At 60.4% G+C, this 24,257-nt stretch carries 19 protein-coding genes and 2 pseudogenes; 9 read left to right on the plus strand and 12 right to left on the minus strand.

Going from position 1 to position 24,257, the window contains the following annotated elements; genetic code table 11:
• Positions 1 to 135 precede the first annotated feature (135 nt).
• The 3 genes from AC1Z24_RS17960 to AC1Z24_RS17970 form a co-directional block, all read right to left on the minus strand.
• Positions 136 to 1,539 carry an aminotransferase-like domain-containing protein gene (locus tag AC1Z24_RS17960; protein ID WP_483742007.1) on the minus strand — a complete coding sequence of 468 codons (1,404 nt, stop codon included), beginning with the start codon at positions 1,537 to 1,539 and terminating at the stop codon, positions 136 to 138.
• Positions 1,540 to 1,613: 74 nt separating this feature from the next.
• Positions 1,614 to 3,119, minus strand: a complete 1,506-nt coding sequence (locus AC1Z24_RS17965; RefSeq protein ID WP_483746661.1) for a hypothetical protein — start codon at positions 3,117 to 3,119, stop codon at positions 1,614 to 1,616.
• Between the two features lie 226 nt (positions 3,120 to 3,345).
• On the minus strand, positions 3,346 to 3,492 hold the full coding sequence (locus tag AC1Z24_RS17970) for a hypothetical protein (RefSeq protein WP_483742008.1): 147 nt from the start codon (positions 3,490 to 3,492) through the stop codon (positions 3,346 to 3,348).
• Between the two features lie 271 nt (positions 3,493 to 3,763).
• On the opposite strand from AC1Z24_RS17970, the pseudogene AC1Z24_RS17975 reads away from it, so the two are divergent.
• Both AC1Z24_RS17975 and AC1Z24_RS17980 read left to right on the plus strand, forming a co-directional pair.
• Positions 3,764 to 4,630, plus strand: a pseudogene (locus AC1Z24_RS17975) (methyl-accepting chemotaxis protein); the annotation flags it as partial.
• 309 nt (positions 4,631 to 4,939) lie between these two features.
• A pseudogene (locus AC1Z24_RS17980) lies at positions 4,940 to 5,492 on the plus strand (methyl-accepting chemotaxis protein); the annotation flags it as partial.
• An 84-nt stretch (positions 5,493 to 5,576) separates the two neighbouring features.
• Here the strand turns inward: AC1Z24_RS17980 and AC1Z24_RS17985 are convergent.
• Positions 5,577 to 6,599 carry a zinc-dependent alcohol dehydrogenase family protein gene (locus AC1Z24_RS17985; protein ID WP_483742009.1) on the minus strand — a complete coding sequence of 341 codons (1,023 nt, stop codon included), beginning with the start codon at positions 6,597 to 6,599 and terminating at the stop codon, positions 5,577 to 5,579.
• Between the two features lie 471 nt (positions 6,600 to 7,070).
• Here AC1Z24_RS17985 and AC1Z24_RS17990 point away from each other — a divergent pair, with 471 nt between their 5' ends.
• On the plus strand, positions 7,071 to 7,985 hold the full coding sequence (locus AC1Z24_RS17990) for a LysR family transcriptional regulator (protein ID WP_259103044.1): 915 nt from the start codon (positions 7,071 to 7,073) through the stop codon (positions 7,983 to 7,985).
• A gap of 27 nt (positions 7,986 to 8,012) precedes the next feature.
• Here the strand turns inward: AC1Z24_RS17990 and AC1Z24_RS17995 are convergent, their stop codons facing one another.
• The 4 genes from AC1Z24_RS17995 to AC1Z24_RS18010 form a co-directional block, all read right to left on the minus strand.
• Positions 8,013 to 10,385 carry a hypothetical protein gene (locus AC1Z24_RS17995; protein ID WP_483742010.1) on the minus strand — a complete coding sequence of 791 codons (2,373 nt, stop codon included), beginning with the start codon at positions 10,383 to 10,385 and terminating at the stop codon, positions 8,013 to 8,015.
• Between the two features lie 61 nt (positions 10,386 to 10,446).
• Positions 10,447 to 11,196, minus strand: a complete 750-nt coding sequence (locus tag AC1Z24_RS18000; protein WP_483742011.1) for an ABC transporter permease — start codon at positions 11,194 to 11,196, stop codon at positions 10,447 to 10,449.
• 13 nt (positions 11,197 to 11,209) lie between these two features.
• Entirely contained in the window at positions 11,210 to 12,211 is a 1,002-nt protein-coding gene (locus AC1Z24_RS18005; protein ID WP_483742012.1) for an ABC transporter substrate-binding protein, read from the minus strand.
• Positions 12,208 to 13,047 carry an ABC transporter ATP-binding protein gene (locus tag AC1Z24_RS18010; RefSeq protein ID WP_483742013.1) on the minus strand — a complete coding sequence of 280 codons (840 nt, stop codon included), beginning with the start codon at positions 13,045 to 13,047 and terminating at the stop codon, positions 12,208 to 12,210. The genes AC1Z24_RS18005 and AC1Z24_RS18010 overlap by 4 nt, the downstream gene beginning before the upstream one ends.
• Positions 13,048 to 13,182: 135 nt before the next feature.
• On the opposite strand from AC1Z24_RS18010, the gene AC1Z24_RS18015 reads away from it, so the two are divergent.
• Positions 13,183 to 13,926, plus strand: a complete 744-nt coding sequence (locus AC1Z24_RS18015) for a GntR family transcriptional regulator (protein ID WP_483742014.1) — start codon at positions 13,183 to 13,185, stop codon at positions 13,924 to 13,926.
• A gap of 60 nt (positions 13,927 to 13,986) precedes the next feature.
• On the opposite strand, the gene AC1Z24_RS18020 is transcribed toward AC1Z24_RS18015, so the two are convergent.
• Both AC1Z24_RS18020 and AC1Z24_RS18025 read right to left on the minus strand, forming a co-directional pair.
• Positions 13,987 to 14,511: a hypothetical protein gene (locus AC1Z24_RS18020; protein WP_483742015.1), complete on the minus strand. Its 525-nt coding sequence runs from the start codon at positions 14,509 to 14,511 to the stop codon at positions 13,987 to 13,989.
• Between the two features lie 64 nt (positions 14,512 to 14,575).
• Positions 14,576 to 15,463: a LysR family transcriptional regulator gene (locus AC1Z24_RS18025; protein WP_483746662.1), complete on the minus strand. Its 888-nt coding sequence runs from the start codon at positions 15,461 to 15,463 to the stop codon at positions 14,576 to 14,578.
• A 142-nt stretch (positions 15,464 to 15,605) separates the two neighbouring features.
• On the opposite strand from AC1Z24_RS18025, the gene AC1Z24_RS18030 reads away from it, so the two are divergent.
• The 5 genes from AC1Z24_RS18030 to AC1Z24_RS18050 all read left to right on the plus strand — a co-directional run bounded on the left by AC1Z24_RS18030 (position 15,606) and on the right by AC1Z24_RS18050 (position 21,948).
• Entirely contained in the window at positions 15,606 to 16,379 is a 774-nt protein-coding gene (locus AC1Z24_RS18030) for an SDR family oxidoreductase (RefSeq protein WP_483742016.1), read from the plus strand.
• A 179-nt stretch (positions 16,380 to 16,558) separates the two neighbouring features.
• The gene (locus AC1Z24_RS18035) at positions 16,559 to 17,797 is read left to right on the plus strand and encodes a nitrate- and nitrite sensing domain-containing protein (RefSeq protein WP_483742017.1); all 1,239 of its coding nucleotides are present in this window, start codon (positions 16,559 to 16,561) and stop codon (positions 17,795 to 17,797) included.
• Positions 17,798 to 18,049: 252 nt separating this feature from the next.
• Entirely contained in the window at positions 18,050 to 20,614 is a 2,565-nt protein-coding gene (gene nirB / locus AC1Z24_RS18040; protein ID WP_483742018.1) for a nitrite reductase large subunit NirB, read from the plus strand.
• Complete coding sequence (gene nirD, locus AC1Z24_RS18045) at positions 20,611 to 20,955, plus strand: nitrite reductase small subunit NirD (RefSeq protein ID WP_483742019.1); 345 nt, start codon at positions 20,611 to 20,613, stop codon at positions 20,953 to 20,955. Before nirB ends, nirD begins: the two co-directional genes overlap by 4 nt.
• 186 nt (positions 20,956 to 21,141) lie before the next feature.
• A complete protein-coding gene (locus AC1Z24_RS18050) occupies positions 21,142 to 21,948 on the plus strand; it encodes a substrate-binding periplasmic protein (protein ID WP_483742020.1) in 807 nt (268 codons plus the stop codon).
• Between the two features lie 96 nt (positions 21,949 to 22,044).
• Here AC1Z24_RS18050 and AC1Z24_RS18055 read toward each other — a convergent pair whose 3' ends face one another.
• Both AC1Z24_RS18055 and AC1Z24_RS18060 read right to left on the minus strand, forming a co-directional pair.
• Entirely contained in the window at positions 22,045 to 23,265 is a 1,221-nt protein-coding gene (locus AC1Z24_RS18055; RefSeq protein WP_483742021.1) for an MFS transporter, read from the minus strand.
• A gap of 46 nt (positions 23,266 to 23,311) precedes the next feature.
• A complete protein-coding gene (locus AC1Z24_RS18060; RefSeq protein ID WP_483742022.1) occupies positions 23,312 to 23,989 on the minus strand; it encodes an RraA family protein in 678 nt (225 codons plus the stop codon).
• Positions 23,990 to 24,257: the final 268 nt, after the last annotated feature.

Below are 24,257 nucleotides of genomic sequence, written 5' to 3' on the forward strand. Positions count from 1 at the left end.
CGATAATCGGGAGTAAGGGGGGCTGAAGGGTCACTGCGCGCTGCAAACCTGGATGGATGACACTGGATGGGCGTACAGATAGCAGGTACGAGGCGAGTCTGGCAAATCCTAATGGATCGGCGGCCCCTGCCCGCGTCAGTGAAGCCGTGCCTGATGCAACGCTTCGCCCAGGGCGTCGACGGCCGCCACCACGTCCTCACTCCAATCGATGGCATAGCTGATCCGAAGGTGCTGCCGGTAATGCCCTTGCAGGCTGAACAACTGACCCGGCGCAATGACGATGCGACGCTGCAACAAGAGTCTGAACACCTGTTGCATATCCACCGGCTGCACGCTGTTGGCCCAGATCACCGCGCCGCCCCTGGGCATCTCAAAATGCAGGCTCTGGCCCAAGCGATGCTCAAGCAAGTTCGCCAGGCTGAGCATCTTGCGCTCCAGTATTGGCCGTAACTGCGCCAGGTGCTGATCCACTGTGCCATTGCCGTACAACCGGGCCAGGGCCTTTTGCCGCAGCACCGGCAAGGCAAAGGCGCGTAACAGCAATTGCTGCTGACACTGTCGCGCCCAGTGCTGGCACAGCAAATAGCCGAACGGCGCCTCGGAGCCGAGCATTTGGGCAAACGTGCCGATAATGATCAGGCGCTCGGGATCGATCAGATGGCGCAGATGCTGCGCAGGCATCTCGAAGGTCAGCTCGCCATGGCTGTCATCCTCCAGAACCCAGACCCGATAGCGATTGAACAGCTGCGCCAGACCCTGCTGATTGTGCAACGGCAGGCAGCTGCCCTGAGCACAATTGAGCAACGACGGCATCAGGACCAGCCCCACCGGCTCACTGAGCAGGGCCTGATCCAGCGCGGGCAAATTCACCGCGCCGCCTGTTTCGAGGGGGACTTCAAGCACGCGGATGGCGAACGACTGCAACAACCGCAACACCCGCCACGAACAGGGCGCCATCACCAGTACCGTCGCCCCGCGTAATTGCAGGGTTTCGAGGACGATGCTCAACATGCCGCACAGATCGGCACCGATATAGACGTTTTCCGGCAGCCAACAGCGCTGGGTCGACACCGTATAGCGCGCCGCCAGAGCCGTACGCAGTTCGATATCGCCAAACGGCTGAAACGCCGGATCGAAAGGCCGTGGACAATGGCGCAACAGCTCACGCTCCATCGCCAACAACGACGTATCCATGGGCTTGAGCAACCAAGGCTCGTCATGACCCCACAGCAACATGCCCGAACGCCGGGCAGCGCAATCCAGCGACTCGAGCAAGTCCGCGTCGCCGCTATCGAAGCCGACATCGACATCCATGGCAGCGGCCAGGGCGAAATACCCGGATTTGGCCACCGAGCGCACTCGCCCCTCCTTTTCCAGCAAGGTGTAGGCGCTCTGCACCGTCGAGATCGATACACGCAGGCGCTTGGCCAACTGACGCAGGGAAGGCAAACGGGTGGTGCTATCGCCCGGTTGTTCGTTGATCAGGCGCAACAGATAGCGATATACCGCCTGATAGGCGAAATCCATTTTGTTGTTCATCGACGGCAGTCCGCCCTGGATTAAAGATCCAAGGCTCAGATAAATAGAGGGGCATCAAACCGCAGGACTGAAGGTCAGCGTCCCGACAGCAGCGTGGACACGGCCTCGCCGGTAATGGCATCGATGGTTTGAATGTGGCGTTTGTCCGGATCACTGGCCCGGACCCTGGCAATCAACGAACTCTGATCGGCAAAATCGATTCGCGGCCTGGCGTACAGGCTCTGCAGGCCCTTGAGGTTCAAGCCGCTGACGTCGATCAGCCATTGCACCACTTGATCCGGCGCTGACAAACCAGACAAGGCCTTATGCAGGTCAGGCAAAGCCACGAGCATGCCCGGATGACAGCTGCGCAGAAATCCTTCAAGCCCCTGCCCCTGACCGACAAAGGGCGCAAACAACAGACACACCAGTTGCGCCTCATTCAGGCCGAAGCCCTCCAGGGCATAGGCGGCAGCCAGGGTACGCCGCTCTTCAAGGCGCTCCGGCCCCTCATAAGCGGCCATGGCCTGATTGATCAGCCGCACCGGCATGCATTTGCTGCGCATCAATTTTGCCGCCAGCTCCAGATATTCGGCGATGCCGTCGGCGTAGTCACGATCCTGTAGGTACTGACTGCGCAAGCCGTGCATGTGCGCCATTAGCAAGGGATTGGCGCAGTCCGACTCGCTGAAGCTAAAGGCCAGGTCGACAAAGCGGAAGCCGAGAAAATCGGTGAGCAGCCCCCAATGTTCATCGGCTCGCCCACTGACGAGATCCGCCAGGGAGATAAACAGCGGCGACACGGATTGCGGTGGGCAGGCAAACAGTCGGGTTACCTGACCACTGTCCTGGGGCGCGTCGCCGTACAGTTCGCGGTAATAGGTCTGACCGACACTGCCGATGTTTCGGAGCACACTGGCGAAGTTCTGCTGGCGCCAGGTGCCCGCGCCCTGCCCCATGTGCTGCACCAGGCGCATGATCCGCGTGGCGTACTGCTTCTGCTCCTTGCGCGACTCACCGCTGACAATAGCGTCGACACCATTGCCCCAAGTGCTCACCCGCCCCAGGAAATCCGCGACATTCAGATAGCAGCTGTTGCAAAAGGTGGTACGGCTGTCGCCACCGCTCAAGTGGCCGCTGAGCAGCATGTCCGAGCGGTTCTTTTCCCGGGCCGAAGCGGAAAACGGCAGGTCGGGCTCGAAGGCATAGATATGCTGCTGATCCACCGCCAGCAGTTCCACCCGTGGATCGTCGTAGAGAAACAGTGCCGAATAGGTACGATGAATATTGTCCATGACCGCCGGCGTCATGCCGATATGGCGCATATTGGCCACACGCAGATTGAAAGTGCCCGGCGCACGGCCTGCAATGCTCAGTTGCGCGGCCCGCAGGAAGGCTACGGTATAGGCGCTGTCTTTGCCGCCACTGAAGGCAATCATGACCTTGAAACTGGAGATGTGCTCCACGCCGCCCGCGGCCACTATCAGGCGCTGAATCAGCAATTGCAGGGCGGTGCGTTCAGCGCGGGTGAAATAACTCAACAAGCGCTGCAGGACTTGCTGGTAGACGTAGTTCATTGCCTGTTCGTGGATGGCACTCATCATGGCTTGCGCACCCACTTGCCTGCTCCGCACACGCTACCGACGCCGTATTGAACAACCGACTGATCACCGACCATGGCTCATTCCTTGAGTAATAATTAACGAGTCATTATCAATCGCCTCACAACAATTACAAGGGACAGACACGCAGGCAAATACAGCGCAGTTCAATGCACACTAAACAGCACCCGTTTAAATAACCTTGTTTAAATATTCCCATTGAAAGTCAGACTTTCACGCCATGGGCACGGGGGAAACGGCTAAAAACCAATCCATCACCCTGCCAGACAGGCACTCTCCCGAACTCAGCATAACGCTTGCCGCCGCACTGAAAGTTCATCTTTTCCACTAAAAACTCAACAACAACAAACATAACCCTCCACGCACGCCTGATTGTTCTTAGACAACTTTGTTTATCCACTTTCGGGGTTAGGGTCACCCCCTTACAAGGTCCGGTTAAAAACGGTCAAATCCGGTAACAGTGGAAACAAGCCGTCATATGTTTTTCGGCCGTAAGACGCCGGAACCACTGCAGCGATCAGCGGATTTCCGCCTACCGAATAACGTACATCAGCGGATTTTTGCGCAGCACCGACCGCATGGTCGACAACGCCGACGACAGCTATCGCCTCAGCCATCTGGAAATGCTCCTGCTCGATGCCCAGGCCCAGCTTGAGCGCTTTATCGCCAGCGGCGCCCCCGAACAGGCCAAAAGCCTGGAGGCGCAAATCGACCAGATGCAGGTCCAACTTGATGACAACCTGCATGCCCTGCAGGACGCCCGCCAGCAGCGGGGTCTGACCCAGATCCAGCAGGCGCTGCAAAGCTATCGTGCAGCTTTCAGCCAGCTGAACCAGGCCCAGGCACGGCGCGACAGCGCGCGGGGCCAACTGGTTAGCGCCGGCAATGCCACGGTCGCCGCCTTCGATGCACTGCAGAAAGCTGCCTTCACCAAACTGGCCGGCACTTCACAGGATTCGACACTGGTACAGCGTGTTCAATTGGCCAGTCAGTTGAATCAAAAGCTGCTGAATATCCGCTATCTGGTACGGGGCTATGTCTTTCAGCAGACCGATGACGCCGACAAAGCGGCCAGCGGCGCGCTCAAGGATCTGGCCGACGGCCTTGCCGGGCTGGTCGACAAGGCGCCGGCGGACGAACAGGCGACTCTGCGTACCGCAGGCGATTCGCTGAGCCAGTATCAGGCCGGTTATGGCCTGTTCCGCCAGGGTATGCGCGACAGCAAGGCCGCCGCCCAGAGCCTGGCAGAGCAAGGCCAGGTCATGCGTTCGGTGAGCGGCGAGCTTTACCGTCACCAGCTCGAAGCCCGGACTGATGCCGTCTCACGGGCCCGGCGGTCCCTGCTTGGGATCAGCGCTTTCGCCGTGTTGTTGGGCGTTCTCGCTGCATGCTTGATCAGCAGACAGATCGTTCGCCCGCTGCGCAAACTGCTGGCGACATCGACCCGCATCGCCGCAGGCGACCTGCGCACCGTCAAGGTCGAACATCGTCAGGATGAACTGGGGCAACTGGAACGCAGCATCGATGCAATGGCCCAGAACCTTCGGCAACTGATCGGTTTCATCGCCCAGGGCGTGGTGCAGATAAGCGACGCCGCCGAGCAATTATCGGTAGCCACTCACGCGGCCAGTGCGGGCGTGGATCGTCAGCGTATCGAGACCGATCAGGTCGCTACAGCCATGAATCAAATGACTGCGACCGTTCACGACGTGGCGCGTAATGCCGAGGATGCGTCCATGGCCGCCACCGAAACCGATCGTGAAGCGCAGAGCGGTGATCAAAAGGTCGGTCAGGCTGTGCGGGCGCTGGAACATCTCAACGGCGAAGTGTCGCGCAGTGCCGATGCGGTGCTTGAACTTGAGGGTGAATGCCGGCAGATCAGCGGCGTGCTGGAAGTGATAAAATCCGTCGCCGAGCAAACCAATCTGCTGGCCCTCAATGCCGCCATCGAAGCGGCCCGGGCGGGAGAAGCCGGACGTGGTTTCGCCGTGGTAGCCGATGAAGATCGATGGTCTGCTCGAGCGCCTGCTCAAAGGTGCGGAGACCGCCGCGCAGTTCATGCAGGCCAGTCGCTCGCTGACGGCAAGTACTCTCGATCTGGGACGTGAAGCAGGCGACTCGCTGGGCAAGATTACCCAGGCAGTGTCTACGATTCAGGCGATGAATTTGCAGATTGCCGCTGCGGCGGAACAACAGACAGCGGTTGCCGAACAGATAAACCGCAGCATCGTGCAAGTGCGTACGGCTTCAGAGCAAACGGCCAGTTCCAGCGCCAACACCGCCCAATCCAGCGCTGTGTTAGTGGAACTGGGCGTGCAGCTACAGGCTAATGTCCGTCATTTCCAGTTGTAGGAAATAACTGCCGTTTAGCGCTTCGACAGTGGCAGTCCTCTGTCGAAGCGGCTGAGGAAAAAGGCTCAGCGCCGGATAAAAAACTCAGACAGGCTCGACTTCGAGCACTGCGCGGCCGCCGATCGGGCAACCATCCATGTAGCGGTGCGCTTCGACGACGTTGTCGAACGGGAACACCTGGATTTTCAGAGGCAGCAACACGCGGTCTGCCGTCAACTGATTGATGTCGCGCAACGCCCGTTGCAGGGCCGCTTCATCCTGGTTGATACCCAGTTCCGGCTTGCCGGTGAAGTTACCCAGGCAGTGCACAAAGAACTGAATGTTCTTCTGGAACGCCGCACAGGCCGGGAATGGAGTCTGGTTGCCGCCCTGCAAGCCATAAAGGATCAGGCTGCCACGCGGAGCCAGAACATCACCCATGATCGACATCTGCGGGCCGCCCAAGCCATCGAGCACCACATCCACGCCACGGTTATCGGTGAACTTGTTGACCGCCATCAGCAGGTCCTGTTCTTCGGTAACCACCACCTTCTCGGCGCCCAGCGACAATAGATAGTCACGCGCATCGGAGTTCTTGGTCGCGGCGATAACCCGCACACCCAGGGCCTTGCCCAGTTGTACCATGCACGGACCTGCGCAGTGGCCGGCATCGGTAATCAGGGCCACTTGCCCCGGTTTGATCCGGGCCAGGTCCATGTAGGCAAAGTAAGCCACCAGCAGCGGCGTGTAGTGCACGCTCGCCTGCAATGGGGTCAGCACGTCGGGGTAACGGGTCAGGGCCGTACGCGGCAGGACGATCAGCTCGCCATAGACCGGGTGCTGGTTCGGATCCGCCGAAGGAAAGCTGGCAACCTTGTCGCCCACCTTGAAATCCTCGACGCCCTCACCCACCGCCGTCACCACACCGGCCATTTCGTGGCCCATACCGGACGGCAGGCGTGCCTGAGAAGAAGCCAGGTTTTGCCGCCACAGCACGTCATACCAGCTGATACCGATTGCCTGGACACGCACCTGCACCTCACCCGGCGCAGGCAACGCGGCCGGATGCTCTTCTACCTTGAGCACCTCGGCAGGGCCAAACTGATGAAAACGAATCGTGCGGGACATTTCGAACCTCGCCTTATAAACCTTGATGCCATGAACTCTATCCGGGCTTTGCCGGTAACACTATCAGTGGCTATTAATAGTCGACATGCCTGTCATCGATTCTGCAAGGGTAATGACAGACCACAAAGAACGCCTGACCAGGGTCAAACGCCTGAACATTCATGGGCGGCCATTGTTGGCATGTACACGCGACAATGCAAGCCGCAGGGTCGTTTCCTGACCGCCAGCACCCGTTACGACTCGCACGGGCCGCCAGAGTGCCGCGTTTTCGGCGTACGGTCAGGGCAGGCAGAAGGCTATTTCTCACCTGCAAAATGAGAGGTCGCGGGCAAATCGATGATATGTCGCTGAATTTATCCATGCGCAATCCCCCCGTTTGCTCGTACTATTCGCGTCTGAGCTGAACGGTAGGACGTTTCCCCACACGGGCGTCGGCTACTGCATCGACTAACGGCACGAGATATTCACGTCATGAATCGCAACGACCTGCGTCGCGTCGACCTCAATCTGCTCATCGTCTTCGAAACCCTGATGCACGAACGCAGCGTAACCCGCGCTGCGGAAAAACTGTTTCTCGGCCAGCCGGCCATCAGTGCGGCGTTGTCGCGCCTGCGCGGGCTGTTCGATGATCCGCTGTTCGTGCGCACCGGGCGCAGCATGGAACCCACGGCACGGGCCACGGAAATCTTCGGTCTGCTGTCCCCGGCGCTGGACTCTATTTCCACCGCCGTCAGCCGTGCCGCCGAGTTCGACCCGGCGACCAGCACTGCCGTGTTCCGCATTGGCCTGTCCGACGAAGTCGAATTCGCCCTGCTCCCGGCCCTGCTCAAGCGCCTGCGCTCGGAAGCGCCCGGCATCGTCCTGGTGATTCGCCGCGTCAACTACCTGCTGATGCCGGGCCTGCTGTCATCCGGGGAAATCTCCATTGGCGTCAGTTACACCGACGACCTGCCGGCCAATGCCAAGCGCAAGGTCCTGCGCAAGAGCCGCGCCAAACTCCTGCGCGCCGACAGCATGCCCGGTGCCCTGAGCCTGGACGACTTCTGCGCACGGCCCCATGCACTGGTGTCCTTCGCCGGTGACCTGAGCGGCTTTATCGACGAAAACCTCGAAAAACTCGGACGCAAGCGCCATGTCGTGCTCGCTGTGCCGCAGTTCAACGGCCTGGCCACGCTGCTCACCGGCACCGACATCGTCGCCACCGTGCCCGACTACGCCGCCGCCGTCCTCACCGCTGCCGGTGGCGTACGCGCCGAAGAACTGCCGATAGAGACGCGCACCTTCGAGCTGCATATGGCCTGGCGCGGGTCCCAGGACAATGATCCGGGAGAGCGTTGGTTACGGTCGCGGATCCAGATGTTTTTTGGGGATCCTGACAGCCTCTAACGGAATTCCACTGAACCCACTGCGGCCTTAATCAAGCATCAGGAACAACGCCGACGTCCAGACCCGGGACTGGTCGCGTTGGCGTGCGCAGATGAACAGTGGATGCTCGCGACCCGTTTGCAGATTGAGTGGTGCCAGGTCGATTCTCCCCTGCAGCTCACGAGGCAGTGCTTCGGCGGTTGTCCGCTCCAGAGAGACTTTGAGCTCAGCCCCTGGCAACTCTTCGATCACTTGGGATTGCGCCAGCAGTTCTTCACCGGACAGTTCCATCAGCACCGTCGGTGCATGCACGTAGGGCTGCGGTTCGGAAGGATCGCCGACCTTGATGTAGTTGTCGATGCGGCTGCGGACCTGCAACGTCGCGCCGGCCAGTTGCGACAGGTCGATTTCGATACTGTCGGTGTCGCCGTTGGTGTCGGTGCGAAACGCCAGGGTCGTGGCGTCCTTGCGCCATACGGTCTGCTCCGGGTGATCGAGGCCCAAGGCGCGAAAACCGTTGATGACCGCTCCCGTCACGCAAATTTCGCCGGTCCAGTAGGCGCCGCGATAGCGGTCCTTGATGCGTGCGCCCCCCAGGCGCAGCCGGATGCGTTGGGCGGAAAACCCCAGCTCCTGATGCAGATTGCGCGACCAGATCAGTTTATCGCCATCGAACAGGTCCACCTGCTCCCAGCCCGCCTCGCCCAGCAATCGATAGTCCAGCGTCGCATTCGAATCGGCGGTGAAGACCTCACCCATGAAGTGCTGGCCTTGGCGCAGGCTGGCAAATGCACGCTCGCCCGTCGTGGCAAAGGTGCGACGGGCACGAAGTGCCTTGCCGACACTTGATCGATCGAAAGCGTCGGCAATCACACCCGTCAACCCGCCGCGAGAGCCAAACACTGCCGTGGCCGGAACACCACCGCCGCAACGACCCTGATGCTCATCGCTGTTCGCCGCGGCGCCGACCCGATAGCCACGCTGCAGCGCTTCGGCGTAGACCCAGTGGAACTGGCCCCAGGCCGAGCCGACTTCGATCAAGCGTTCCAGCTCCGGGTGGTGCCAGTCCAGGTTGCAACGGCGCCCGCCGACATGGGGCATCATCAGGTGACCTTCCGGGTCTTTCGCGTAGGCCGCGTACAACTCGTCCACTGGCCAGGCGCCCGGCTTGATAGTGCCGGCAGTGAACTCGTTCCACTCAAAGGAGCGCACCAACCGCCCTTGATTGTCGAACGGAAACTCGGGCTTGCGATCATGCAGGAACACCACATTGCGGTCCCCGCCCGCGCAGGAATTACCGCACCACTCGGTGCCGGGGTAGCAGACGAAGCGGCCGGGCTCGTTGAGCTCATGAATCAGCTTCACCGCCTGATCCCAGCGTTGCTCGGTGATATTGAAGTCGTTGGCGGTGTAGCCGAGTACATCGAGGCCGGCCACATCGCGACCGTAACTGAGATTGTAGAGCGTGTCGTTGGTGCCCACGGTGTCATCGGAGTGCACATGCAGGTCGGCGTACAGCGCGCGCAATGCGCTGCCGGCCGGGTCAACCGTGACGAAAGCCTGGGCACCACGCACGCCAGGCGCCTGCACCTCGGCGGACAATCGCCACTCGCCCACCGCACCGAGATCAAAGCCGTCGAGCCGCACCGTTGCCCACCCTTCATTGGCCAGGGTAAACGGTTGATGACGCTCGCCGCCTTCAGGATCAACCAGGGTGAGCACACCCTTGAGCGGCAGGTTGCGGCACGTGTTGCCCCAGGCATCGTCCACCCGCAGCAGCACGTCGAACGCCTCACCGGCGCTGACCAGGCGCGGCACAATCAGCTGCACACTCTGCGCCGGTCCCGGCACGATGTTCAGCAATGGATCGCCCGGCACTTCGGCAAATTTCGAACTGCCCAACGGGTCGATAAACAGCCGGAACCGGAAGTCTTTCTCGACGAAACTCTGCACTCGCGTACCTGCGCCGCCTTGACGACGGTCGCCCAGGCGAATGGTGATTTTGTCGCCCGGGTTCAGGTAGCCGTCGATGATGTCGATAATGATCGCTTTCTGGAATGGCCGTTCATGGCCCTTCTGGTCAAAGCGCACTTTCAAGTGCTGCACGGTGGCCTGGCTCTGGCCGGGGACGAGTTCACCCGCCTGATACTCTGCACTAACGTAGTTGGGACCGGCCGGATTCGAGGTCTGAAACAGTGCCCAATCGGAGTAGAACTTGAACGCCAGTTTCAACCAGGCGCCGTCCGCCAGGCCGCTGCCGCCGACCTCGTAGACCAGGGTGATTTCATCCCATTGCCCGGCAATCAGGGTGTCTCGGTCACAGTCGATGCTACCGAGGAACGGGCGTTTCTTGTTGCGTTCGTAGAGGCCCTGGGGGGCGATGTAATGCCCGGCTTCGCGGGGATCGAATACGTTACTCACATGACACCTCGTGCAGTGGTCCACTGAAGGTTGGAAAGGGTTCGAAGGCAAAGGACGATGCTTACTGCACGCGCCACTTCTGGTAGTGACGCTCGATGCGCCGGAACACAAAACTTTCCATCAGCCAGGCAATCAGGCCGATCAGCACGATGCCCAGCAGCACTTGGCTGCTGTTGCCAATCTGCCCGCCGGTGGAGACCATCCAGCCGATGCCCTGGGAGGCGCCGATCATTTCTGCGGCGACCAGGGCGCGCCAGCCCTGGCTGAAACCGATGCGCAAGGCCGCCGTCACGAAAGGCAATGAGGCCGGCAGGTAAACGTGGGCCAGCAGTTGCCAGGGGTTAGCGCCCAAGGTGCGCGCCGCGCGGACTTCGCCGCCGCGAATGCTCTGCACGCCTTCCTGGATGGTCACCGCCATGGGGAACATCGCGGCAATGAAAATCACCAGCACGATGGAGACATAACCCAGGCCGAAAATGATCATGATCAGTGGCGCCCAAGCGATAGGCGGAATGGCCATGAACAGGCTGTTGAGCGGCGAAATGAAATCGCGAAAGCGCGAAGACAAGCCGCCGGCCGTGCCGAGCACAATCGCGACAACCACCGCAGCGCAGAAGCCGCCGACCTCTTCAAGCACACTCGCCCTGAGGTGCTGCCACAGCGAACTGTCGCTGAGCCAGCGCAGCGCTTCGCGCGCGACATCCCAGGGCTGCGGCAGGATATAAGTGGGAAACCGGCTGGCCAGGGCCACCCAGATCAACAGCAGAAATGGCAGCGAAGCCCATCCCCAATTCGGTTTTGGCAAGGACATGACAGGCTCAGACTCAGCGCGAGGCTTTTTCCAGGTAGGAGGTATCCACGATCTGCTCGGTCTTGAGCGTGGTGTCTATAAAGCCCAGATCGTGGGAGTAATTCATCAGGCGCTGGATGAATTGGATATCCGCAGGCTGTAAGTCCGCCGACCAGCCCAATCGCGTCCGCGCCTGGGCGACGATGGCCTCAGGAGCAATGGTCTTGCCGTCGGGACCTTGTACCGCTTCAAGCTTGAACGCCTCGGCGATGATGCGATTCGACTCGTCGGGATGCTCGTTGAGGAACGCAATGGCCTTGCGGTGGGCACGCAGCAGCTTGACCACATCGTCCGGTCGTTCCTGCAAGGTTTTAGGCAGCGCGATCACCACGTACCACGGGTAATTCGGCAGCGCCTGGTTGACGTCGAGCAGAATCCGGCTCGACCCGCGCAGCAGCGACTGGCTGACAAAGGGCTCCCAGGAAAAAGCCGCGTCGACGATGCCGCGCTCCAGCGCCGCGTTCATATTGCCGGGTGGCATGTCGATGATGTCCAGGTCCTTGTCAGGGTTGAGCCCGGCCTTTTCCTTCAGTACATAGCCGCGCAACAGCACGTCCATGCCACTGCCCTTCTTGACCCCGGCGAGTTTTTTGCCCTTGAGTTGCTCCAGGCTGTTGATCGGACTTTTTGCGTCGACAATCACCGCCGCCTGGCCGTAATTGACCTTGGCCAGAATCCGGCTTTGCAAGCCCCGGGAGAACCATTGGTACACCGGCGGCGTGCCGACATAGGCCACGTCCAGCTCATTGGCGGCCAATGCCTGCTGGATAACCGGGCCATCGCCCAAGGCCTTGAGATCGACGTTCAAGCCTTCCTCGCGGTAATAACCCTGCTTGTCGGCGATCAGCGCCGGGGCATTGGCCATGGCGAAGACATAGCCCACACGCAGGGGCTTCTCATCGGTGGCCACGGCACATGTACTGCTTGCCAATGCGGCAACAGACAAGGAAAGAGCAAGCAGCGAGCGTTTGATCATGCGGTTAACTCGGGTTGACGGGTGGGGTTGGCGACGGCTTCTGACGTCTCCATGACGTGGGAAATGCGCTCCATCAGCTCATTGCGGTAATCGAGAAAAGCCGGCAGACGACGGGTGTTGAGGTTGGAACGCGGGCGCGGCAGACGAATATCCAGTTCGCTATGGATGCCGCCAGGAGCGATGTTGAGCACGATGACCCGATCCGCCAGGAACACCGCTTCGTCGATGTCGTGGGTGATGAACAGCACCGTCTGACCCAGCTCGGCCCAGATCCGCAGGGTCTCTTCATTCATACTGTTGCGGCTGATGGCATCCAGCGCGGCGAAAGGCTCATCCATCAGCAACACGCTGGGCTCCAAGGCCAATGTCCGGGCCAGGGAGACACGCTGCTGCATACCGCCCGAAAGCTGATGGGGCAAGCGCTGCGCCGCGCTCTCCAGACCAACCAGGCGCAAATACTGCAACGCTTGCGCACGTTGTCGATCCTCGCTGAGCTGCCCCGTCATGCGCAGGCCAAAACGCACGTTTTCCAGCGCGCTCAGCCACGGAAACAACTGCGGCGCCTGGAATACATAGCCCAACTCCGAGCGCTCCGGCCGCACCGCAGTCTGGTTGATGCTGATCTGGCCGCTTTGCGGTTGCTGAAAACCCGACAACAGATTCAGCAACGTGGTTTTCCCGCAGCCGGACGGCCCAAGGATCGCGACGAACTCACCCGGCCTGGCGTTCAGGCTGAAAGCGTTGAACACCCGATGCCCATTGGGGTAGCTGAAACTGATGTCATCGACCGTCAGAGCGTCAGTTTGCGGCGGTGCGTAAGGCAGGGAGTGGGGCATGGCAAGTATCGTCAGGTCGTTTACAATGGGAATGCCTGACATAATACGTATTAATACAAGCTATCCCAATAACCTATTTTTATAACCTTAGAAGTGAAGGCGCACCGCCCCACTCCGAGGCCCTGGAAGCCGACCGTGTCCACATCCATTCTTCGCGACAGCAGCACCTCGCTTTACGAACAGATCGCCCATCGTTTGCTGGAGGAGATTCAGCGCGGCGATTTCGAACCCTCGGGCAAACTGCCGTCAGAAGCCGAACTGGGCGAACGCTTTGGGGTGAGCCGCGTCACAGTGCGTCTGGCGGTGGGCAAACTCAGCGACGATGGCGTGGTGGAGCGCAAGCAAGGCAAAGGCACGTTCGTCGCGGCAAAACAGGTTCGGCACGGTCTGGATGCGTTGCGCAGTTTTCATGAAGCCTTGCTGTTGCAAGGGCTCAAACCGAGCATGCAGGTGATCAGCCATAAACTGCAGCCCGTCCCGGAAGTCTTGCGCGGTTTGTTTGAAGCAGCGAGCGATTGCCTGCTGCTGGAACGCCTGCATTTCGTTGACGACGAACCCATCGCCCTGGGCCGCAGCCATCTGCCGGCCGAAGTGGCCAGCGTGGTCTGGACAGATGTTGAGCATCAACCGATCTATTCGATCCTGGAATCGATCACCGGCCAGGCCGTCACCCGTGCCGACCTGGCCATTCGTGCGCAAACAGCCGATACAAGCCTGGCCACGACGCTGCACGTCAAACGCGGCACCGCGCTGCTCGTAATGGAGCGTACCTCTTACTTTGCCGACGGGCGCTGCTGCGACCGCACCACCTTCTTTATCCGTCCGGAACGCTATGCGTTTGTGCTCAGCGGCGTGTTCAAATCCAGCTCCGCCAAATAAAGACGGGTTGTGCGCTGCAATGGAAAAAGCTTGATTTGCCCAGTTGCGCCAGGAACCTCGCTATTGCCCGGCTAACCGTTTCAATCGTCCGGAACCATCATCGACATATGCAAATACGCCCAGAAACGCCGCCAGCTCACAGGCAAGCTGTTTCTGTTGATTGAGTTTTTTTCCGACGACACGGCAAGCGATCAGCAAGCGCCCGTTTTCATACTCGACATAGTTGCTGTAGGACGTAAGAAAAGTTGCCGGGCGGCCGTTGGGTTTGAGCACTACGCGCAGCGGTGTGCGTTTTGCTAGCCGATATCCGCCGAGCAAAGCCACGCCGGAAGACTCCACAGCCAGTGAAGCATGCTCCCTGATATCTCTGCCCAGTCGATATACCCACCCCATTACAACAAGGCTCGAGAGGATGATGCCCGGCCATTCCCTCCCAGGTAACGACAGTCCGGTCGATAAGCTGATGCACAAGACTGCCGTGATGCCCCAAGGTATCTGGCGAAGCAGTGGGACAAGGAGCAAGCGACCGATGCCTATTTTCGGTCGGATGATGAAAACCTCGTGGGAGCCAAGTGATGTCGTCATCTGTAATCGTCCCGTTTCAGCGCTCGCCGCAAGCAGCGTTCATCAAACACATAGGGTTGCCGGCTCACGTCAAACCGAAGTTTTCGACGATGAAATCGATGAATACCCGGATCTTCGGTGACAGGAACTTGCTCGACGGCCAAAGCAGCGTAAAGGTACCGCGGTGTTCGACGTGTGGAGCGAGTATCTCAACCAACTCGCCCCGCTCAACGGCGCCTCGCACCATAAAGTCTGGCAGACAAGCGATACCTAGCCCTGAAACGGCTATGTCCAGAAGTGCAGCAGGGGTATTGCACACCATTGAGGTTGGCAGGACCCAATCCATCTCTCCTTCTACGGCTCTAAGAGGCCAACGCTCCAGGATGCCTGCGGTTGGAACTCTGTGCTGCAGGCAGGCGTGGTACGCCAGTTCAGCGGGACTGGCCGGTGTTCCCCGCTGCTCCAGGTAAGCCGGGGAGGCTACTAGCAGCAGCCTATAATCACCAAGCGTTCGGGACATGAGACGTGAATCAAAAATCTCACTCGTGCGCACAACCACGTCGAAACCTTCGTCAATGACATCTACCAGCCGATCCGAGAAATCCACGTCCAGCGTGATAGCAGGATAACGGCGCATGAACGCAGTCAGCGTAGCCATTACCAGTTCTTTGGCTAACGGAAGACTGATACGCAGTCGCCCACGCGGCACCGCGTGCGTTTCGCAAAGCTCCAGCTCAGCAGCTTCGACCTCAGACAGAATGCGCCGACAACGCTCAAGGAACATTTCCCCCTCAGCCGTGAGTGTGATGGTGCGAGTACTACGATGAAACAGGCGAATACCTAAGCGCTGTTCCAGTCTGGAAACGCTTTTTCCAACGGTCGACGATGAGACCCCCAGATTGCGTCCCGCCTCGGAGAAGCTTCGGGTCTCTGCCGCCTGCACGAAAAATTCAATACCACTCAAAGATCCCATCATCTGCCCGCTTGAGAATATTTGTCCGAGATGTTCCGAATATTCGCATTATTGTCTTGATCCATTCTTCACCTCAACATGACGGCATCACAAATTTGAGTCCGTGACGGCACGTATTCTTAGCGCACAAGGAGAATTGGATATGAGTAACATTGCATTAGCACCAACAAGCCCTGCACCTCTGTCGTTTGACCTCGCGGGTAAACACGTGGTGGTCGTCGGCGGCAAAAGGGCGATCGGTCTCGGTGTCGCCCAGGCAGCTCACGCAGCGGGTGCGCACGTCACTGTCGCCAGTCGCCGGGATGGTTCGGTCGATCACGGGCCCGATCTTTCCATGTTTGACCATGTCCGCCTGGACATGCGTGACGAGGCCGCAGTCCGGGCCGCGTTCGAAGCAATTGGACAAATCGACCACCTCGTTGTAACCGCAGGACCGGAAATCGGATCTTGGGGCTCGTTCATGGATTCGGACATGCAGGGTGTACGTGGCTATCTGGATGGCAAGTTTCTCGGCACCTGGGCTTGCGCTCGTTACGCCGCGCCGCACCTTGCAACCGGTGGCTCAATGACGTTTCTCACAGGAGGTACCGGTGCGAGGGCAAAAGTCGGCCTGGCTGCAGTGACGTCGACATTCGCGGCGGTGGATGCCTTGTCGCAGTCTCTCGCTCTGGAGCTGGCGCCCATCCGGGTCAATACCATACGCCCTGGCTTTATCGACACAGAATTCTGGGATGCCCTGCCGTCCGACGACGTTGAAGCAATCCGTGCCAGGGTCAGAGCGAAGTTCCCGGCCCGGCGTGTCGGCACAATCGCCGATATCGGCCACGCTGCGGTATTTCTGATGACCAATCCCTATGTCACCGGAACAGTGCTTGAGGTTTCCGGCGGTGAGCTTTTAGTCGACTGGTTGTTCTGATTTTTGACAACGCCGTGGCTGCAAGACACCAGCCAGGTTCGTCAGTCACAGGGCGAGGAACAGCTCGCCTTAGAGGTAGCCGTAACGGAGTTGACCTTGAGCGCGGATTGCAGCTGCTCCCTGCATTGGCGCCTTTCTTGCCTATGGGAATCCATGCACCACGCGAATCGGAGCCTCACATGCAAGACCCACAACTGCCCGCCACCCTGCGTTTCATGCTCGCTGCCAGTCGCTGCGAAAAGCAGGGCCTGGATGCGCTGTCCCGCACCTGCACCCTGGTCACGTTGCTGAGCAATCTGGTGCATGCCATGCAGCGCGAACGCGGTTTTTCCAATCTGTATCTCGGCCAGCCTCAGCCACGCTTGCTGGCAACCCTTGATCAGATCAGCGACGAAGCGCGCCTGTGCGAGCAGGCAGTGCGCGGTTACCTGGACCAGATGGATATCGAAGGCGCCGACCGCGCGCGTCTCTGCCACCGCCTCGCCTACATGTTGCACAGCCTGGACGACCTCCCGCCGCTGCGCCGCAAGGTCCGTGATGTCAACGTCACGGTGGTCGACTCCACCGAGAATTTCAGCCGCCTGATCGCCAGCCTGCTGGCCGTGGTGTTCGAAGCCGCCGACACCGCCATCGACCCGCAGATCACTCGGGCCCTGGTGGCCATGTTCAACTTCATGCAGTGCAAGGAGCTTTCCGGCCAAGAGCGCGCCTGCGGGGCGGTCGGTTTTTCCAACGGCTACTTCGACCCGGCGCGCCACGAACAGATGGAACATTTGCGTTGCAGCCAACTGCGCTGCAGCGAGGTATTCAGTCAGTACGCCGACAGTGTTGCGCAGCAACGCTGGGAGCAGATCGAGGCCGACGCCGGACAGTTGCAACAACTACGGCAAATGGCCCGCCGCACCAGCGCCGAACAGACCGTGGACCCGGGTCTGGCCGAGCTGTGGTTTGACCTGTGCAGCCAGCGCATCGACGCTATGCACAGTGTTGAAGGGCTGCTCGCCGATGGCCTGCGCCAGCTCTGCCAGGAGCGTCTGGACCGCGCGGCCAAGGAACTGGACAACCATCGCACGCTGCTGAGTCGCCTGGCCACCCGCGCCGTCGATCCTCAGCCGCTGTTGTTCAGCGTGCAGGGGCGCAGCCTTGATCAGGCCAGTGCTGAAGACCCGCTGCAACACTCGCTACTCGAATTGCTGCAGAAGCAGTCACGGCACATGCATCGCCTCAGCGACGAGCTCAAGTCCGCCCGCAGCGCCCTGGCCGAGCGCAAAACCATCGAGCAGGCCAAGCGCCTGTTGATGAGCCGTTTCCAACTGGACGAACCGGCCGCTCATAAGCATATGCAACAGGCCGCCATGAATAATGGCGTACGCCTGATCGACATGGCCGAACGCTTTCTGGCCCAGGCTCAGGAGTGAACTCGCAGCACCATCACGGAGCGCGACGCCCCAGCGCGGGGCAATAACGGACCTCTATCACCTCGACACCCTCTTCAACACCCCGGTTTTCGCCGCGTCCGGCACCTTGGCACAAAGCCTGCTTAGTCACTCCTGTCGCTGCCCAGAACAAGCAGCCTCTCTATTTGGCAAAGGCGCCCGAGACCGAAAGGTCTGGGGCGCTTTTTTTTGCGCGCCTGAAAACCAGATCAAAGCCTGACCGGGGGAATACCCATGAACGCACTCACTCATTCCACTGAACGACCTGTCCTGATCGTGATCGGCAACGGTATGGTCGGCCACCATTGCGTCGAGCAACTGATTGCCAATGGCGCCCTGGAACAGTACCAGGTGCTGGTCTTCGGTGAGGAACGCCAACGCGCCTATGACCGCGTGCACCTGTCCGAATACTTCAGCGGCAGCGACTGCGAAGCCTTGGCCATGAGCGATGCCGAGCTGTATCAACAGCCGGGCCTGACCCTGCACCTGGGCACGCCGGTGCTGGCAATCGACCGCGCAACCAAGCAAATCACTACAACGCTGGGCGCCTTTGCCTACGACCGACTGGTCCTGGCCACGGGCTCTTATCCGTTCGTGCCGCCGGTTGAGGGCGCCGAAGGAGCATCGCGCCTGGTCTATCGCACCCTCGATGATCTCGACGCCATCCGCGCCGCCGCTGAAGGCAAGCGCCGGGGCGTAGTGGTCGGTGGAGGCCTGCTCGGCCTGGAAGCCGCCAATGCCCTGAAGTCTCTCGGCCTGGAAGCCCATGTGGTGGAGTTCGCGCCACGGCTGATGCCCGTACAGCTGGATGACTTCGGCGGTGCGGCGCTGAAAAAACGTATCGAGGATCTCGGCGTCGGCGTGCACCTGTCCAAGGCCACCCAGTCCATCACGGCGGGCGAGGACTATCGCTACCGGATGAATTTCGCCGGCGACACTCACCTGGAAACCGACATTATCGTGTTCTCCGCCGGCATCCGGCCCCAGGACGCCCTGGCCCGCAGCAGCGAGCTGCAACTGGGCGAGCGCGGCGGCGTGGCGATTGACGGCCAGTGCCTGACCAGCGACCCGGCCATCCATGCCATCGGCGAATGCGCGGCCTGGAATGGCAGTATTTTCGGCCTGGTCGCGCCGGGCTATCAGATGGCCCGCAGCGTCGCCGCGCAATTGTGCGGTGACGAAGGCGCGTCGTTCCAGGGTGCGGACATGTCGACCAAACTCAAGCTGCTTGGCGTCGATGTCGGCTCCATCGGTGATGCCCATGGCGCCCTGCCCGGCTCGCGCAGCTATCGCTACATCGACGAACTCACCGGCAGCTACCGGCGCCTGGTGGTCAGTGCTGACGGCAAACATGTCCTTGGCGCGGTACTGGTCGGTGATAACAGTTACTACGACACCCTGCTGCAATACGCGCAGAACGGCATCACCCTGCCCGCCGACCCTGCGGCGCTGATCATGCCCGCAGGTGAAGGCGCGCCGGTACTGGGCGCCGCCGCCCTGCCCGACACCGCCACCCTGTGCTCCTGCCATAACGTCAGCAAGGGCCAGGTCTGCGCCGCCATCGACAGTGGCTGCAGCGATGTTGCCTCGGTCAAGGCCTGCACCAAGGCCGCCACCGGTTGCGGCGGCTGCCAGGCGCTGATCAAGCAGGTGGTCGAGCATGAACTGAGCGCCCGAGGCGTCGCCGTGGACAAGAGCCTGTGCGAACACTTCGCCCATACCCGTCAGGAGCTGTACCACTTCGTCCGGGTTGAAGGCATTCGTACGTTCGAAGCCTTGCTCGACCGTCACGGCAAGGGCCATATCGGCTGCGATGTCTGCAAGCCGGCAGTCGGCTCGATTCTCGCTTCGTGCTGGAACGAGCAGATCACCGCCAAGGCCCTGATCCCCCTGCAAGACACCAACGACACCTTCATGGCCAACATGCAGAAAAACGGCACCTACTCGGTGGTGCCGCGCATTCCCGGCGGTGAAATCACTCCTCAGGGCCTGATCGCGATTGGCGCAGTGGCGCAGAAATACGACCTCTACACCAAGATCACCGGCGGCCAGCGCATCGACCTGTTCGGCGCACAACTGCACGAGCTGCCGGATATCTGGAGCGAACTGATCGCCGCCGGCTTCGAGACCGGTCACGCCTACGGCAAGTCCCTGCGCACCGTGAAATCCTGCGTCGGCAGCACCTGGTGCCGTTACGGCGTACAGGACAGCGTGGCCATGGCCCTGCGCCTGGAGAATCGCTACAAAGGTCTGCGCAGCCCGCACAAGATCAAATTCGCCGTCAGCGGCTGCACCCGCGAATGCGCCGAAGCCCAGAGCAAGGACATCGGCGTGATCGCCACCGAGCACGGCTGGAACCTCTACGTCTGCGGCAACGGCGGCATGCGCCCGCGTCACGCCGAACTGTTCGCCACCGACCTGGACGACGAAAGCCTGATCCGCATCATCGACCGTGTCTTGATGTTCTACATCAGCACCGCCGACAAACTGCAACGCACCTCGGTCTGGCGTGAGTCCCTGGAAGGCGGCCTGGACTACCTCAAGGACGTCATCCTCGAAGACAGCCTGGGCCTGGGCGACGAGCTGGAGGCGCAGATGCAACAGGTGGTCGACACCTATGAATGCGAATGGGCCAACACCCTGCAGGACGAGGAAAAACTCAAACGCTTCCGCACTTTCGTCAACCAGAAAGGCGGCGACCCGGCCGTGCAATTCGTCCGCGAACGCGGCCAGCGCCGCCCGGCCCGCAGCGAAGAACTGCAATTGATCGCCCGCGCTACCGAGGAGAACCTGGCATGAGCAACCATCACTCAATCACCTGGCAAGCGTTGTGTCAGCACGGCGATCTGGTCGCCAACTCCGGCGTCGTCGCGCTGCTGAACGACGAACAGATCGCCCTGTTCTACCTGCCCGAGACCGAACAGCAAGTGTTCGCCATCGACAACCGCGACCCCAAGTCCGAGGCCAATGTGATTGGTCGCGGCCTGATCGGCCAACTGGCCGGCGAACTGGTGATTGCCTCGCCTTTATATAAGCAGCACTTTCGCCTGAGCGACGGGCAGTGCCTGGAGTATCCGGAGCAGCAGTTGAAGGTATGGCCAGTGAGGCTTAATGGCAGCATCGTGGAGATAGCTGTTTAGCGCATCACCGAAATGGCCAACCTGTGGGACCGGCTTTAGCCGGGAAGGCGTATTCCCGGCTAAAGCCGGTCCCACAGATTAAATCCTCTTACCCTCTACAATAATCAGAGAAATTGTTGGACGATACATGCCGTTACCTGCCTAAAATCATCCAGGGTGAATAAACACCCCCTCAAACGGATGGGCATGGCGATCAGACAGACCAGAACCGCCGTTCAGGCGCTGCGACAGATGTGCGTGCAAAGCCTGTTGCTGCTCTGCCTCACTGCACTCAACTGCGTTACCGCACAGGCCGCCCCCCAGGTCCTGGTTATCGCCACCAACGAAGCCCCGCCCTACATCAGCGAAAACCCACAGAACAGCTTCCTCACCGACCTGCTCGGCCACGTCGCCAGGGAAATGGGCGTGACCTTCGAGTTCCGTTTCATGCCCTGGCCCCGCTGCGAACTGGCCGTCGACAACCTGCAAGTCTGGGCGACCATGCCCTACGTCCCCACACCCGAGCGCAACAGCAAATTCCTGTTCTCGCAATCGCTGTTTGCCAAGCAAACCCTGCTGTTTTACTACAACCCCAATGGCGCGCACTTCCCCAAGACCTTCCAGCGCCTGAGCGAACTCAAGCCCTACCGCATGGGTGGCGTGCGCAGTTATTACTATGAAAGCCTGTTTGCTCAAGCAGGTCTGGCCCTGGACCTGGCCAACAACGAAGAACAGAGTTTTCTGAAACTGCGCGCCGGCCGTGTCGACATGGTCCCCGCCGTCGACAATATCGGCTGGGACATGATCCGCAAGAACTTCCCTGCACAAGAACAGGCCGATTTCCATACGCTGGAAACGCCATTGGCGGTGGGCAATAACTACCTTATGACCTCGCCGCGCTACCCAGAGGCACAAGCGCTTATGGAAAGGTTCAACGACGCGTTGGCTGAGGTACGACGGGAGGGCATTTACAAGGATGTGGCGCAGCAGCATGGGTTGATTGTGCAGGATTGAATCGCATAAGTGTTTGACACAGCACGATGGCCTGGCAAATAGAGGACCGTAGGACCGGCTTTAGCAGGGAGGGCGCTCTCGCGGCTAAAGCCACTCCTACACGAACCTGCGCCCAACCACCCACAGCACAACCTGATACCCCAGCAACAACACCCCGGCAATCGCCAGCGTCCACTGCACACTCAGCGCCGCCGCCAGCAGCCCGGCCATCAAGCCGCCAATCGCTTCGAAGCCGAAGCGCATGGCGATATAGAAGGCGATCACCCGGCCGCGCAGGGCTTCGGGGGCGGTGCTTTGCAGGGTCATGTTGGTGCTGACGTTGCTGACGGTGATGCCGAAACCCAGGCCGGCCAAGGCAAGCAGGGTCAGCAGCAGCGGCAGATTGGCAGCCACAGCGCAGAGCGACAACGCGCAGGTGATGGTCCCGCCGACGATAACCCGTTGCAGGTTCGACGAGCTGCCCGCGAAGGCAAGAAACAGTGTCGCGACAAAAGCCCCGGCCCCGGCGGCGCCCCATAGCCAGCCGAGGGTTTGCGCGTCCCCGGCAAAGACGTTTTTCGCCAGAATCGGCAACAGCACCGCGTAGCAGGAGGCCAGCAGGTTGACCATGACCACGGTAATCAGCAACCGACGAATGCTCAGGGTGCCCCACAGGTAGCGCAGGCCTTCACGGAAGATCTCGCCGGTGGAGCCGCTGGCCCTGGCTTGCAGGCTACTGCGGGCCTTGCCCAGGCCGATCAACAACATGCCGAAGGCCACCGCCGTGAGCAGGAAGCAGCCCGCTTCACCGCACCCGTTGATCAGCAGCCCGGCCAGGGGCGGGCCGATAAAACGCGCGGCGTTGATCAACATGGCGTTGAGCACCAGAGCGTTGGGCAAGTCCTTGGGATCATCGACAAAGCCACTGATCAAGGCCTGTCTCAGCGGCGTCTCCAGCGCATTGAGCAGACCGAGGACCAGCGCCATAACAATGATCACTTCCCGGCCGATCCAGTGCTGCCAGGTCAGCACCGCCAGCAGCAGCGACTGCAGCATGAGCAAAGCCTGTACGCCGATCAGCAGGCGGCGCTTGTCATGGCGATCGGCCCAGGCGCCGGCCAGCGGGCCGACCAGCAACTGCGGCAACAGGGTCAGGAAGGCGATGGTGCCCAACAACACGGCTGAGCCAGTCAAGTGATAGGCCAGCCAGGACAGGGCCACCTGCTGAATCCACTTGCCCAGGGTCGACAGCCCCTGGCCAACGAAATAGATCTGGAAATTGGGGTGACTCAGCGCACGGATCGGCGCTGGCCATTGGCGTGGAAGAGCAGCGTTCACAACAAGCCTTTTATAAGCGAACTGCCACCTGCCCTTGCGTCAGCGCTCAGGAAGGAAATTGGCAACCCTTTTGAATGAGAGACTTCATGACCCAGGTGCGGTCGTTCTCGCCCTGGGCGATCTGCTCGAGCTGTTTCTGCTCGGCGGCATGCTTGGCGGATGCGCGATCATACACCTCGGCGACCTCATCGAAAGGCACGCACAGCAAGCCGTCTTCATCGCCGATCACCAGATCGCCCGGCTCGATGACCATGCCGTCAATGGCGATCGCCACATTGACTTCACCCGGGCCATCTTTGTACGGGCCACGATGAGTGACGCCAGCGGCGAACACCGGGAAATCCCCCGCGCCAATGGCACCTGCGTCACGAATGGCGCCGTTGATGACGATGCCGGCCACGCCCTTCTTGATCGCATAGGCGACCATCATTTCACCGATCAGGGCATTGCTCAGATCGCCCCCTGCGTCGACCACGATCACATCGCCCGGCTGAGCGATATCGAGTGCGTGATGCAGCATCAGGTTATCGCCGGGACGCGCCTTGACCGTCAGCGCCGGGCCTGCCAGCACGCCTTTGCGGTGCATGGCATGGACGCGGGCGCCACCGGCTGTCATGCGGTTCATCGAGTCGCTGACGTTGGCGACCGGTACTGAGCGATAGCGCTCAACCCACTCGGCGGCGACTTTGCGTGGTTGCTTCAGGACTCTGAAACCAATGGACATGGGGCATTCCTCTTATGTTTATGGCGCCGTAGAGATCAGAACGGAAACTCTTTAAATAGAACGGCATTTCGAAATTACCACCAGTATTTCACTCCTGCAAGGGCACTCGACGTATTGAGCACCGACAGAACCCTCTGACGAAAGGCGAAACCTAGAGCCAGACCGTTGTACAGGCCTGATCGTAAAAGCTTTTAGCCTGTCTCGGCTGCAGGCCGACCCGAATGAAAAAACATCGATGAAAATCATTTTTATTGCAACGCCATTTCAT

The organism is Pseudomonas sp. JL23 (genome assembly GCF_056933585.1).